General features: G+C 71.6%; 10 protein-coding genes. 5 read left to right on the forward strand and 5 right to left on the reverse strand.

The window, feature by feature from the left end:
* The first annotated feature begins 107 nt into the window (after window positions 1-107).
* On the forward strand, window positions 108-3908 hold the full coding sequence (locus FHR37_RS17565; RefSeq protein WP_139238800.1) for an efflux RND transporter permease subunit: 3801 nt from the start codon (window positions 108-110) through the stop codon (window positions 3906-3908).
* 331 nt (window positions 3909-4239) lie between these two features.
* On the opposite strand, the gene FHR37_RS17570 is transcribed toward FHR37_RS17565, so the two are convergent.
* From FHR37_RS17570 to FHR37_RS17580, 3 genes are all read right to left on the reverse strand, one after another.
* A complete protein-coding gene (locus FHR37_RS17570) occupies window positions 4240-5346 on the reverse strand; it encodes a GuaB3 family IMP dehydrogenase-related protein (RefSeq protein WP_092880674.1) in 1107 nt (368 codons plus the stop codon).
* A gap of 53 nt (window positions 5347-5399) precedes the next feature.
* Entirely contained in the window at window positions 5400-6923 is a 1524-nt protein-coding gene (gene guaB / locus FHR37_RS17575) for an IMP dehydrogenase (RefSeq protein WP_092880676.1), read from the reverse strand.
* A 145-nt stretch (window positions 6924-7068) separates the two neighbouring features.
* Entirely contained in the window at window positions 7069-8274 is a 1206-nt protein-coding gene (locus FHR37_RS17580; RefSeq protein ID WP_092880678.1) for an MFS transporter, read from the reverse strand.
* A 156-nt stretch (window positions 8275-8430) separates the two neighbouring features.
* Between FHR37_RS17580 and FHR37_RS17585 the strand changes: the two genes are divergently transcribed.
* Entirely contained in the window at window positions 8431-8712 is a 282-nt protein-coding gene (locus FHR37_RS17585; RefSeq protein ID WP_092880680.1) for a sigma factor, read from the forward strand.
* Window positions 8713-8738: 26 nt separating this feature from the next.
* Window positions 8739-8975 (forward strand): hypothetical protein, encoded by a 237-nt coding sequence (locus tag FHR37_RS17590; RefSeq protein WP_092880682.1) that lies wholly within the window; start codon window positions 8739-8741, stop codon window positions 8973-8975.
* A gap of 166 nt (window positions 8976-9141) precedes the next feature.
* Here FHR37_RS17590 and groL read toward each other — a convergent pair whose 3' ends face one another.
* Both groL and groES read right to left on the reverse strand, forming a co-directional pair.
* Window positions 9142-10764: a chaperonin GroEL gene (gene groL, locus FHR37_RS17595; RefSeq protein ID WP_092880684.1), complete on the reverse strand. Its 1623-nt coding sequence runs from the start codon at window positions 10762-10764 to the stop codon at window positions 9142-9144.
* A 261-nt stretch (window positions 10765-11025) separates the two neighbouring features.
* Window positions 11026-11322, reverse strand: coding sequence for a co-chaperone GroES (gene groES / locus FHR37_RS17600; RefSeq protein ID WP_092653901.1), 297 nt, complete (start codon window positions 11320-11322; stop codon window positions 11026-11028).
* Between the two features lie 274 nt (window positions 11323-11596).
* Between groES and FHR37_RS17605 the strand changes: the two genes are divergently transcribed.
* Both FHR37_RS17605 and FHR37_RS17610 read left to right on the forward strand, forming a co-directional pair.
* Complete coding sequence (locus tag FHR37_RS17605; RefSeq protein WP_175542316.1) at window positions 11597-12910, forward strand: THUMP-like domain-containing protein; 1314 nt, start codon at window positions 11597-11599, stop codon at window positions 12908-12910.
* 97 nt (window positions 12911-13007) lie between these two features.
* The gene (locus tag FHR37_RS17610; RefSeq protein ID WP_092880686.1) at window positions 13008-13388 is read left to right on the forward strand and encodes a Rid family detoxifying hydrolase; all 381 of its coding nucleotides are present in this window, start codon (window positions 13008-13010) and stop codon (window positions 13386-13388) included.
* The last annotated feature ends 62 nt before the right edge of the window (window positions 13389-13450 follow it).

Consider the following 13450-nt stretch of genomic DNA (forward strand, 5'->3'; position numbering starts at 1 on the left):
GTCTGACGACGATATTCCGTTCGAGGCGAAGTATTCTCGGCAACGGTCGGAACCGGCCGCCCACCAGCACGTCGCGCCCGCCGGGGCAGCTAGTCCGAGGGGAACCCATGTCCAGACTGGCCAGACTGAGTCTCGCCTACCGGAGCCTCGTCGCCCTGGTCTCGATCGCCATCCTCGGCTTCGGCCTGGTCGCCACCGGCGCACTGAAGCAGGAGCTGATCCCGAGCCTGGAGATCCCCGGCGCCTACATCAGCACCGTCTACCCGGGCGCCTCGCCGGACATCGTCGAACGCGAGGTCACCAAGCCGATCGAGTCCGCCGTCGCCGGCGTCGACGGCCTGGACAAGACCACCTCCACCTCCAGCGACGGCTTCTCCCTCGTACAGGCCGACTTCACCTACGGCACCGACATCGGCCGGGCCGTGCAGAACATCCAGCAGTCGATCAACCGGCTGTCCGGGCAGCTCCCCAACGACGTCCAGCCGACCGTTCAGGCCGGCAGCTTCAACGACCTGCCCGTGGTCCTGCTCGCGGTCAGCTCCGACCAGAGCCAGCAGGACCTCGCCCGCGCACTGGACGACCGGGTGGTTCCGGAGCTGGACAAGCTCACCGACGTACGCCAGGTGACGGTGACCGGGGTGCGCGACCGGCAGGTGTCGGTCACCCTCGACGACAAGAAGTCGGCCGCGCGCGGGGTCACCCTGCAGGGCGTGGTCGGCGCGCTGCAGGCCAACGGCGTCAACGTGCCGGGTGGGCAGTTCGACTCCGGAGATCGCTCGCTGTCGGTGTCCGTGGGGTCGCCGTTCACCTCGGTCGCGGACATCCGCAACCTGCCGGTGCTGCCGGGCGGCGGTGCCGCCGGTGCCGGGGGCTCGGCGGGTGCGGGTGGTTCGGCGGGTGCGGGTGGTTCGGCGGGTGCGGGTGGTGCCGGACAGACCTCCGGTGGGCAGCCGGGTGGCGGCTCCGCGACCGGATCTTCCCGGTCCACCGGGTCCGCCGGGTCCGCGGGTGCGGCCGGTCAGGCGGCCCCGGCCGCGCCGACACCGGTGAAGCTCTCCGACGTCGCCACTGTCAAGGAGACCTTGGCACCGACGAGTTCGATCACCCGCACCAACGGCCGGCCCACGCTCGGCATCGCGGTCACCAAGACCGCCGACGGCAACACCGTCGCCGTCTCCCACGCGGTCCAGGACCGGCTGGACGAGCTGCGCACCTCCATCGGCGGCAACGCCAAGCTGACGGTGGTGTTCGACCAGGCGCCGTTCATCGAGGAGTCCATCGACGGGCTCACGACCGAGGGCGCGATCGGCCTGCTGTTCGCCGTCCTGGTGATCCTGGTCTTTCTGCTGTCGCTGCGGTCGACACTGGTCACCGCCGTCTCCATCCCGTTCTCGCTGCTGGTCGCGATGCTCGGGCTGTACGCCGGCGGCTACTCCCTCAACATCCTCACGCTGGGCGCGCTCACCGTCGCCATCGGCCGCGTGGTCGACGACTCGATCGTCGTACTCGAGAACATCAAACGTCACCTGGCCTACGGCGAGGACAAGCTCCGGGCGATCCTGGACGCCGTACGCGAGGTGGCCGGCGCGGTCACCGCGTCCACGGTGACCACGGTCGGCGTCTTCGCCCCGATCGCCTTCGTGGGCGGCCAGGTCGGCGAGCTGTTCCGGCCGTTCGCCGTCACGGTGAGCATCGCGCTGGCCGCGTCGCTGCTGGTGTCGCTGACGATCATCCCCGTCCTCGCGTACTGGTTCCTGCGCCGCCCGAACGTCGACCCCAGCGACGAGGAGCGAGTGCGGGCCGAGGCGGTGGCGAAGGAACGCCGCAACCCGCTGCAGCGGGCGTACGTCCCGGTGATCAGCTGGACCACCCGGCACAAGGTGGTCACCCTGCTGGTCGGCGTGCTCGTGTTCGCCGGGACGATCGGCGCCGCACCGCTGCTGAAGACCAACTTCCTCGACGACAGCGGGCAGAACACCGTCACCGTCAACCAGGCCATGCCGGTCTCCTCCTCCCTGGCCGCCACCGACACCGCGGCCAAGAAGGTGGAGAAGGTGATCGCCGGCCTGGACGAGGTGGAGTCGTACCAGACGACCGTGGGTACGGCGGAGTTCGGCAGCTTCTCCACCGGCGGCCGGACCAACCAGGCGACGTTCTCCCTCACCACGAAGGATGGCCTCGACCAGACGGTGTTCCGCGACCGGCTGCGCAAGGACCTCGACCGCCTCACCGGGGTGGGGACGGTCACCGTCGAGGGCGCACAGTCCGGTCCGCCCGGCTCCAGCAACCTCGAGGTCGAGGTCACCGCGCCCACCACCGGGGCGCTGCGGACCGCCGCGGCACAGGTGGAGAAGGCCGTCCGCGGTGTCGACGGCGCCTCCGACGTGAGCAACAACCTCAGCTCGGAGCGGCCGACCGTCCAGGTCGAGGTCGACCGGGCGAAGGCGGCCGCGGCCGGGCTGTCCGAGGCCCAGATCGGGCAGGCGGTACGCCAGGCGTTCGAGGGGCAGCAGGCGGGCACCGTCACGTTGGACTCCGAGCAGAGCGACGTGATGCTGTACGCCGGCACGACGCCCAAGGACCTCGCGGCCATGCGCCGGCTGCCGCTGCCCACACCGCTCGGGACCACCGTGCGGCTGGACTCGGTGGCCAAGGTGTCCGAGGTCGCCAAGGCCGCGCAGCTGACCCGGACCGACGGTCAGCGCACCGCCACCATCTCGGCCACCCCGAACACCTCCAACGTGGGCAAGGTGTCCACCGACCTGAAAACCGCCCTGGGCAAGCTGAAGTTGACAGGTGGCGCGAGCTACAAGCTCGGTGGGGTGAGCTCGGAGCAGAGCGACGCGTTCGGCCAGCTCGGGATCGCGATGCTCGCCGCGATCGCGATCGTCTTCCTGGTCATGGTGGCGACCTTCCGCAGCATCGTGCAGCCGCTGATCCTGTTGGTGTCGGTGCCGTTCGCGGCCACCGGCGCGCTCGGGCTGCTGCTGGCGACCGACACCGCGCTCGGCGTACCCGCCCTGATCGGCATGCTGATGCTGGTCGGCATCGTGGTCACCAACGCGATCGTGCTGATCGACCTGATCAACCAGTACCGCGACCGAGGCATGAGTGTGCGGGAGGCGGTGATCGAGGGTGGCCGGCGGCGGCTGCGGCCGATCCTGATGACCGCGCTGGCGACCATCTGCGCCCTGGTGCCGATGTCGCTCGGCCTCACCGGCGGCGGGGTGTTCATCTCCCAGCCGCTGGCGATCGTGGTGATCGGCGGCCTGGTCAGCTCCACCCTGCTGACGCTGGTGCTGGTGCCGACGCTCTACACGCTGGTGGAGGAGTTCAAGGAACGCCGCCGCCGGCGCCGGGGAACCGACACCCGCGAGGGCGAGGGCGACGTGGCGCGGCTGGACGCTACGCCGCGCCGCAACGGCGCCCATGCCAAACAGGCGCGCGAGGAGGAGTACGCCGACGAGGGCGAGTACGCACGTGCCGGTGGACACGCCGGTGGACACGCCGGTGGACACGCCGGTGGACACGCCGGTGGGCACCTCCGCAGCACGCAGGCGGCGGCCCACCACCACGCCGCGCACAGCCACCTGGCCGAGCGTTCGGGTGAGTACGACGGCGAGCACGGCGGCGAGGAAGCGGCCATGCACGCCAACGGCGTTGCGGCGGGTGGCCGAACCGGGAACGGCTCGCCGGCTCCGGCCGGCACCTCCGGAGCGGCAATGGCCGGCGGTGCGTCGGGTGCGGCGGGTGCGGTGGCAGGCAGCGCGGTCACGACGGTGAACGCCGACCGGCCCCCGTCGGCGGACGGTGCCGGACCTGGTGAGCCGGTCCGGGTCCAGGTCGAGGTGATCGTGCGTACGGCTCCCTCCGAGCCGGACAACCGTCCCTCCGCCGACGACCGCTGACCCGGCCCTCCCGGGTGCCGGATTCTTCCGCGGAAGAATCCGGCACCGGTCAGCGCAGGGAGGCGACGCATTCTTCCGCGGAAGAATGCCCGGCCTGGCGGCGCACTGAGGCTCACGGTGCGGTCCGAGGTGGAAGTGTGAAGAGACCGGGTGGCCGGAACCACCGTACGGCTTCACGCTTCCAACTCGGCCCTGGTCCCGGTCGGGAAGTGTGGAGACACTTCGGCTGCCCGACGAGTCCGGCCTGCGGACGAGGCACCAGGCGAACGCAGCACCGCCCCCGACCATCGCTCAGGTCGGGGGCGGCTCGCATGCTTGTGGGGCTCGTGGGTTACTGGACGACGACCTCGATGCGCTGGAACTCCTTGAGGTCGGTGTAGCCCGTGGTCGCCATCGCCCGGCGCAGTGCGCCGACGAGGTTCATGGTGCCGTCGGAACGCCGGGACGGCCCGAAGAGGATCTCCTCCAGCGTGCCGATGGTGCCCACCTCCACCCGGGCTCCCCGCGGCAGTTCGCCGTGGTGTGCCTCCAGGCCCCAGTGGAACCCGTGCCCGGGTGCCTCCTGCGCGCGGGCCAGCGGCGAGCCGAGCATCACCGCGTCCGCCCCGCAGGCGACGGCCTTGGCGAGGTCACCGGACCGGCCGACCGAACCGTCGGCGATCACGTGGACGTAGCGGCCACCGGACTCGTCGAGGTAGTCGCGGCGGGCCGCGGCGACGTCGGCCACCGCGGAGGCCATGGGTACGGCGACGCCGAGGACGCTGCGAGTGGTGTGCGCGGCACCGCCGCCGAAGCCGACCATCACCCCGGCCGCGCCGGTCCGCATCAGGTGCAGCGCCGCCTGGTACGTCGCACACCCGCCGACCACCACGGGCACGTCCAGCTCGTAGATGAACTGCTTGAGGTTGAGCGGCTCGATCTGGGAGGAGACGTGCTCGGCGGAGACGGTCGTACCGCGGATCACGAAGATGTCCACGCCGGCGTCGACTACGGTCTTCCACAGCTGCTTGGTACGCGGCGGCGACAGCGCGCCGGCCACGGTGACACCGGCGGCGCGGATCTCGGCCAGCCGCGCGGTGATCAGGTCGGGTTTGATCGGCTCGTCGTAGATCTGCTGCATCCGCGCGGTGGCGGCGTCCGGGTCCAGCTCGGCGATCTCCGCGAGCAGCGGCTCGGGGTCTTCGTAGCGGGTCCACAGCCCCTCGAGGTTGAGGACGCCGAGCCCGCCGCGCCGGCCGAGCTCGATCACCGTGCTCGGTGAGGCCACCGAGTCCATCGGCGCGGCGATCACCGGCATCTCGAAGCGGTAGGCGTCGATCTGCCAGGCCGTCGACACCTCCTCGGGGTCGCGGGTGCGCCGGCTGGGCACGATCGCGATGTCGTCGAAGGAGTATGCGCGGCGACCGCGCTTGCCACGGCCGATCTCGATCTCGGTCACGGCCCCGATTCTCCCCTACGCCGCGGCGGCGGCGGTCAGGCCCCCCGGATCGGTCAGCGGCCCCAGTAGTTGGGCGCCTCGACCGTCATCCGGATGTCGTGCGGGTGGCTCTCCTTCAGCCCGGCGGGAGTGATCCGCACGAACCTCCCCCGCTCCTGCAGCTCGGGCACCGTCCGGGCGCCGACGTAGAACATCGACTGCTTCAGGCCGCCGACCAGCTGGTGCGCGACGGCCCGGAGCTGCCCGCGGTAGGGCACCTGCCCCTCGATGCCCTCGGGGACGAGCTGGTCGTCGGAGGGTACGTCGCCCTGGAAGTAGCGGTCCTTGGAGTAGGAGCGGTTCTTGCCCCGGGAGCTCATCGCGGCCAGCGACCCCATGCCGCGGTAGGACTTGTACTGCTTGCCGTTGATGAACACCAGGTCGCCCGGGCTCTCCTCGCAGCCGGCGAGCAGCGAGCCGAGCATCACCGACTCCGCCCCGGCCACCAGCGCCTTGGCGATGTCGCCGGAGTACTGCAGCCCGCCGTCGCCGATCACGGGTACGCCGGCCCGCTTGGCCGCCTGGGCCGCCTCGTGGATCGCGGTGACCTGCGGCGCGCCGACCCCGGCCACCACCCGGGTCGTACAGATCGAGCCCGGCCCGACGCCCACCCGCACGCCGTCCGCGCCCGCGTCCACGATCGCCTGCGCGCCCGCCCGGGTGGCGACGTTGCCGCCGATCACGTCCACGTGCGCCGCCGCCGGGTCGGCCTTGAGCTGGCGGATCATGTCGAGCACGCCGGAGGTGTGGCCGTGCGCGGTGTCCACGATCAGCAGGTCGACGCCGGCCTCGACCAGCGTCATCGCCCGCTTCCACCCGTCGCCGAAGAAGCCGACCGCCGCGGCCACCCGCAGCCGGCCGGTGTCGTCCTTGGTGGCGTGCGGGAACTGGTCGCGCTTGACGAAGTCCTTCAGGGTGATCAGGCCCTGCAGCCGGCCGGCGTCGTCGACCAGCGGAAGCTTCTCGATCTTGTGCTTGTGCAGCAGCCCCATCGCCTCGTCGGCGGAGATGCCGACCACGCCGGTGACCAGCGGCATCGGGGTCATGATGTCGCGGACCAGCCGTGACTGGTCGGTCTCGAACCGCATGTCGCGGTTGGTGACGATGCCGAGCAGCTTCTGGTCGGGGCCGACGACCGGCACGCCGGAGATGCGGTACTGCCCGCAGATGGCGTCCGCCTCGCCGATGGTGGCGTCCGCGCCGATGGTGATCGGCTGGGCGACCATGCCGGCCTCGGAACGCTTGACCAGGTCGACCTGCTGGGCCTGGTCCTCGACGGAGAAGTTGCGGTGCAGGACGCCGATCCCGCCCTGGCGCGCCATGGCGATCGCCATCCGCGCCTCGGTCACGGTGTCCATCGGGCTGGACAGCAACGGGATCCGCACACTGATCCGGCGAGAGATCCGGCTGGTGGTGTCGATCTCGTTGGGGATGACGTCGGACTCGCCTGGCAGCAGCAGGACGTCGTCGTAGGTCAGGCCGAGGGTGGTGAAGGGGCCGGTGACGTCGCCGTCTTCTGCCCGGGGATCAAGATTCATGCTTCCTCCGGTCGCGAACGTCCCTTCATGCTAGCGAGGCGTCCGGGTGGGCCCACGACGCGGGGCCGGTGTGTCATGTACGGCATTTCCCGTACGCCCGGAGTTCCGGCGTCAGGGGCGAGTGCGGTCCGGCAGGGTTCCGGCGTCAGGGGCTGTGCGGCACCGGCTGGGGCGCGGGCCCGGGCGGGTGCCGGGGAATCCACCGGCCCATCAGCACCGCCCCGACCAGGCCCACCCCGCCCATCAGGAGCACGGCCGGGCCGAGCGCCACCGTGGCGCTCACCGCGCCGATCACCAGCGGCCCCGCGCTGTTGCCGGCGTCCGCGCACAGCCGCCAGGCGCCGAGGAACGCCGTCCGCCCGACCGGCGGGGACACGTCGGCGCCGAGCGTCATGATGATGCCGCTGCCGATGCCGTTCCCGAATCCCATCAGCACCGCGACCCCGGCCAGCGTCACCGCGTGGTTGGTCATCGGGAGCAGCAGGTGCGCGAGTCCAAGGATCACCATCGACGGCACGGCCACGAACGCCCTGCCCTTTCGGTCCATCACCCGTCCGGCCGGATAGAACAACAGCATGTCCACCGAGCCGGCGATCCCGAAGATCACGCTGGTGGACGCGGCGTCCAGGCCGATGGAGTCCGCCCACAGCGGGATGACCACCTGCCGGGATGCCCGGACCGCACCCACCAGCAGGGCACCCATGCCCAGCGTGCGCAGGACGCTCGCGTGGCTGCGGGCCACGTCGATCGTGCGGACCGGGCCGCCGGCCGGCGCGGCTCTGCCCGCGTGGGCGGGCTCGGGCAGGGCCAGCAGGAGAAGGCCGGCGAGCACCGCAGTGGTGGCGTGCAGTCCGTACGCCCCGTCCGTTCCCCACACGCCGACGGCGAGCGCGCCGAGGAACGGCCCGATGAACATCCCGATCCGCTGCACCCCGCCGAGTGTCGACATGGCCCGGGCGCGCAGGTGGAACGGCACCACCTCGGCGAGGTACGCCTGCCGCGCGAGGCCCCACACCGCGCCGGCGAGACCGGTACAGAAGATGCCCACCGCGAGCAGCCACTCGGTGGACGCCAGCATGCAGGCGCCGAGCGCACCGACCACCAGAGCGGACGCGGCCAGCATCGCCCGGCGTTCGCCGATCCGTCCGGCCAGCGCTCCCGCCGGCAGGTCCCCGACGAGCTGACCGACGCCGGCGGCGGCCACGACCAGGCTGGCGGAGCCGACCGAGGCGCCGAGGTCGCGCGCGGACAACGCCACGATCGGGGCGATCGCACCCTGCCCGACGCCGTAGAGCAGGGACGGCAGATACACCCGCACGCCGAGCGACCTGAGGGTGACCTGGGTGGACATCAGACCTATTGTCGCCCGTTCCGGGTTCGGGCGATTCGCGCGGGTCGGCAACCAGGACGCGCCGGGGCACCGTCGGCCGGGAGGCATGCAAGGGATCCGGGCTCCGCGACGTCAGTGTCGGTATGAGGTCCGTACGAGTGTCGGCGTGAGGTCGACATGAGCGTGATATCCATCCGGCACGAGCAGAACGGGGGTTCGCCGGTGCCTGATGTCTGCGATGTCTCCGATGTCACGGAGGAGTTCCAGGCCTACGTCGCCTCGCGCCAGCGCGCGCTGGTGAGAACGGCGTACCTGCTGACCGGGAACCTGCACGAGGCCGAGGACCTGGTTCAGTCCGCGCTGACCCGCACCTATCTCGCCTGGCACCGCATCCGCGGGGTCCAGGCGGTCGATGCGTACGTGCGCCGCGTCCTGGTCAACGAGCACAGCACCGGCTGAACGCGGCCTCGGCCGGCAACCCGGTCGTGGAGCCGGACGGCCAGGGCGGCGGGGACGGTGCGTTCCTGGCCCGGGTCACCCAGGGGCCGCGCGCGGCACTCGTGCGCTGCACGCTCTCCGGGCGGTGCGAACTCGCCACGCCCGTACGCCCGATCCCCCACGCAGGCGCGGGCCCGGTGCTGCCGACCACCTTCGGCCCGATGGCCGCGGGGAACGTGGCGATCGGCGGGAACGCGGGGGACGCCGGTGCGGCCGGGAACTGACTCCCGTCCCCCAACCCACACAGGAAACGGCCGAAGGGCCGGGACTCCTCCGTGGAGGAAGTCCCGGCCCCTCGGCCTTGCTGCGTGCTGCGTGCTGCGTGCTGTCCGGCGTACGCCGGAGTCAGCGGCCTGCGCCGAAGCCGGCCGGTGTCAGCCGGCTGCCGGATCAGTGACCGTGGCCGTGGCCGTGGCCCTGTCCGGCGGTCTCCTCGGAGTCCTCCGGCTTGTCGACGACGAGCGTCTCGGTGGTGAGCAGCATCGCCGCGATGGACGCCGCGTTGGCCAGCGCCGAGCGGGTCACCTTCACCGGGTCGATGACGCCCTGGCCAACCAGGTCGCCGTACTCGCCGGTGGCGGCGTTGTAGCCCTTGCCGGGGCCGTTCTCGCGGACCTTCTCCACGACGACGTAGCCCTGGGCGCCGGCGTTCTCGGCGATCCAGCGCAGCGGCTCGCGGACCGCCTGGCGTACGAGCTCGACGCCGATCTTCTCGTCACCGGTCAGCTCGGACAGGTTGTCCAGCGCCGTGGCGGCGTGCACGAGGGCGGCGCCACCGCCGGTGACGATGCCCTCCTCGATCGCCGCGCGGGTCGCCGACACGGCGTCCTCGATGCGGTGCTTCTTCTCCTTGAGCTCGACCTCGGTGGCCGCGCCGACCTTGATCACGCACACGCCGCCGGCCAGCTTCGCGAGCCGCTCCTGCAGCTTCTCGCGGTCCCAGTCGGAGTCGGTGTTCTCGATCTCGGCCCTGATCTGGGAGACGCGGGCAGCCACGTCGTCGGACGAGCCGCCGCCGTCGATGACCGTGGTGTCGTCCTTGGTCACCGTGACCCGGCGCGCGGTGCCGAGCACCTCGAGGCCGACCTGGTCCAGCTTGAGCCCGATCTCGGGCGCGACGACCTGCCCGCCGGTGAGGGCGGCGAGGTCCTCGAGCATGGCCTTGCGGCGGTCACCGAACCCGGGAGCCTTGACGGCCACCGAGTTGAAGATGCCGCGGATCTTGTTGACCACGAGGGTGGCCAGGGCCTCGCCCTCGACGTCCTCGGCGATGATCACCATCGGCTTGCCGGCCTGAACGACCTTCTCCAGCAGCGGGAGCAGGTCGGACATCGAGGAGATCTTGCCCTGGTGGATCAGGATGTACGCGTCGTCCAGGACGGCTTCCTGGCGCTCGGCGTCGGTCACGAAGTTCGGCGAGATGAAGCCCTTGTCGAACTGCATGCCCTCGGTGAGCTCGAGCTCGGTGCCCAGGGTGTTGGACTCCTCGACGGTGATCACACCGTCCTTGCCCACCTTGTCGAAGGACTCGGCGATCAGCTGGCCGATCTGCGCGTCCTGCGCGGAGATGGTGGCCACGTGGGCCATCTCCTCCCGGGTGTCGACCGACTTGGCCTTTTCCAGGAGGAAGGTGTTGATCGTCTCGACCGCGCGGTCGATGCCCTTCTTCAGCGACATCGGGTTGGCGCCGGCGGCGACCGCCCGCAGCCCGACGTGCACCATCGCCTGGGCGAGCACGGTCGCCGTGGTGGTGCCGTCACCGGCGATGTCGTTGGTCTTGGTGGCGACTTCCTTGACGAGCTGGGCGCCGAGGTTCTCGAACGGGTCCTCGAGCTCCACCTCGCGGGCAACCGTCACACCATCGTTGGTGATGGTGGGGGCGCCCCACTTCTTGTCGATGACGACGTTGCGGCCCTTGGGGCCCAGCGTCACCTTCACGGTGTTCGCGAGGGCGTCGACGCCGCGCTCGAGGGCGCGCCGTGCGTTCTCGTCGAACTCCAGGATCTTCGGCATGGGTGTAAATGTCCTTCCACGACGCCCTACCGGGTCCTCCGGCGGTGGCCGGGCCCGGCTGGTGCCGGTCGTCAGTCGTCCCTCGAACGTGTACGTCTGTTGCCGCCTGCGACCAGGCCGGGAGGACCGGGTCGGGGCGGCACGAGCCGGCGGCAGGAGGGTGGTGGCGACGCGACCACACGGTCGCGACCAGGTGGTCGCGGGTCGCGCCCGCCGGGGGTCCGGGCGCGTGGCCCACCCTCCTGCCGGGCGGCGTGTTGGCTACTTCTCGACGACGGCGAGCACGTCGCGCGCGGAGAGGATGAGGAACTCCTCGCCGCTGTACTTCACCTCGGTGCCGCCGTACTTGCTGAAGATCACCTTGTTGCCGACGGCAACGTCGAGCGGGACCCGGTTGCCGTTGTCGTCGATGCGACCCGGACCGACCGCGACGACTTCGCCCTCCTGGGGCTTCTCCTTCGCGGTGTCAGGAATCACCAGACCCGACGCGGTTGTCTCTTCGGCGTCGAGGGTCTTGATGACGATGCGGTCCTCGAGCGGCTTGATGGAGACCGACACTACTGACCTCCCCCTTCACGGGATGTCACGGTGAACACGAGTTCGTGAGTTGTTTTCACCTGTGGAGCGACGCTGGCGAGCCGTCGTCGCGGTGCCGGCCGCCTCGTCGCGGGCTGTTGCTGGCACCCTAAGGTCGAGAGTGCCAAAGCCGAATCTATGCGGTTGTTAGCACTCGGTCAACCTGAGTGCCAGGCGGGTCGGAACCGGACCCGGAAACCGCGACCTCCGGACGGCGGCCGGAGGAGCCGGACCGACGGGAGGGGCGGAGGAGCCGATGGACCTCGAGGTGTTCCGGGCGCTCCGTGGACCCGCCGGCCAGGACCTGCTCGCCGAGGCGCAGGCGGCCTACGACGAGCGCGCCGCGATCACCCTCGCCACCCGGCTGCGCCGCGACCACCCCGCCGACCTGGTGGCCGCCGCGCTCACCCAGGCCGCCCTGCGCCGGCGGGCCCGGACCAAGTTCGGAGCCGACGCGGACCGGATGTTCTTCACCCGCGACGGGCTGGAGCAGGCGACCACCGCCGGGGTCGCGGCCCACCGGGCCGGGCGGATCGCCGCCGTCCTCGGCGCCGACGAGGGCGGCCCGGCGGGTGGCGCCGCAGAACGGGCCGAGCCCGCGCGGGTGGCCGACCTGTGCTGCGGCATCGGCGGAGACCTGCTGGCGCTGGCCCGGGCCGGCCTGGCCGTGACCGGCTTCGACCGGGACCCGCTGACCGCCGAGATCGCGCGGGCCAACCTTGCCGACCTGGCCAACCTGGCCACTCCGGCCGGCTCCGGCGATCCGGCCGGCCGGAGTGTCCAGGCGCACGCCCGGGTCGAGGTGGCCGACGTCACCGAGGTGGACCGCTCCCCCTACGCCGGGGTGGTGGCCGACCCGGCCAGGCGCTCGGGCCGGGGCAGGGTCTTCGACCCGGCCGACTACTCACCGCCCTGGTCGTTCGTGACCGACCTGCTCACCGGCACCGCCTGCGTCAAGACGGCGCCGATCATCCCCCACGCCCTGATTCCCGCCGAGGTGGAGGCGGAGTGGGTCAGCGAGGGCCGCGAGGTGAAGGAGGCGGCCCTGTGGTCGGGTGCCCTGAGGTCGCGGGCGGAGGGATCCGGTGAGCCGGTACGCCGGCGCGCGACCGTGCTGCCGGCGGGTACCGCCCTCACCGACGCCGACGATCCGGGCGATGCGCCGGTCAGCGAACCGCTCGGCTACCTCTACGAACCCGACGGCGCGGTGATCCGCGCCGGCCTGGTGACCGCGGTGGCGCCGCTGGTGGACGGGGCGCTGGTGCACCCGAAGATCGCCTACCTCACCTCCGCCCGATGGGTGCCGACGCCGTTCGCCACGGCGTACCGCATCGAGGAGGTGCTGCCGTACGACGTGAAGGTGCTCAGGCGCGCGTTGCGTGCCCGCGACGTCGGCGCCCTGACCGTGAAGAAGCGGGGCGTGGACGTGGACCCGGACGTCCTCCGCAAGCGCCTCGCCCCGCGGGGGTCGGCCGCGGCGACGCTGGTGGTGACCAGGACCGCCGGCGGTAGCGTCGCCCTGCTGGTGACGCCGCTGGTGACGCCTCCGGGGGAACCCCCGGCCGCGTGAGGACGCGTGCCGACGCCCCGGGCGAGCGAGCCGGGCGTACCCGTTAGTGTCGTTTTGCGGCAGTACCGGCCGCAGCCGACCGAGTGGAAGGACCTCCATGGCCAAGGAAGCGATCCGGACCGACCAGGCGCCCAACCCGGCCGGTGCCTACTCCCAGGGCATCGTGGCCAACGGCTTCCTCTACACCGCGGGCTTCGGCCCGGCCGACCCGAAGACCGGCGAGCTCGTGGAGGGCGGTGTCGCCGAGCAGACCGCACAGGTGATGCGCAACGTCGCCGCGGTGCTCGCCGAGCGCGGCCTCACCTTCGACGACGTGGTGAAGGCCACCGTGCACCTCGCCGACCTGGCCGACTTCGCGGACTTCAACCGGGTGTACGAGTCGTTCCTCGAGGCGCCCTACCCCGTCCGCACCACGGTGGGGTCCCAGCTGAACAACATCCTGGTGGAGATCGACGTGGTGGCCGCGCTGCGGTCCTGACCCGCACTCCCCCGTCCCCCGCACGCGTTCCGGCCCGCGATCTCGTTGCAGAGACGCGGGCC

Source organism: Actinopolymorpha cephalotaxi (genome assembly GCF_013408535.1).
Classification (GTDB): Bacteria; Actinomycetota; Actinomycetes; order Propionibacteriales; family Actinopolymorphaceae; genus Actinopolymorpha; species Actinopolymorpha cephalotaxi.

Bases quoted from the DNA above. Each gene is read 5' to 3' on its own strand.
- FHR37_RS17565 (WP_139238800.1), top strand. From the start codon at position 108: ATGTCCAGACTGGCCAGACTGAGTCTCGCCTACCGGAGCCTCGTCGCC.
- guaB (WP_092880676.1), bottom strand. From the start codon at position 6,923: ATGAATCTTGATCCCCGGGCAGAAGACGGCGACGTCACCGGCCCCTTC.
- FHR37_RS17580 (WP_092880678.1), bottom strand. From the start codon at position 8,274: ATGTCCACCCAGGTCACCCTCAGGTCGCTCGGCGTGCGGGTGTATCTG.
- FHR37_RS17585 (WP_092880680.1), top strand. From the start codon at position 8,431: ATGAGCGTGATATCCATCCGGCACGAGCAGAACGGGGGTTCGCCGGTG.
- groL (WP_092880684.1), bottom strand. From the start codon at position 10,764: ATGCCGAAGATCCTGGAGTTCGACGAGAACGCACGGCGCGCCCTCGAG.
- FHR37_RS17605 (WP_175542316.1), top strand. From the start codon at position 11,597: ATGGACCTCGAGGTGTTCCGGGCGCTCCGTGGACCCGCCGGCCAGGAC.
- FHR37_RS17610 (WP_092880686.1), top strand. From the start codon at position 13,008: ATGGCCAAGGAAGCGATCCGGACCGACCAGGCGCCCAACCCGGCCGGT.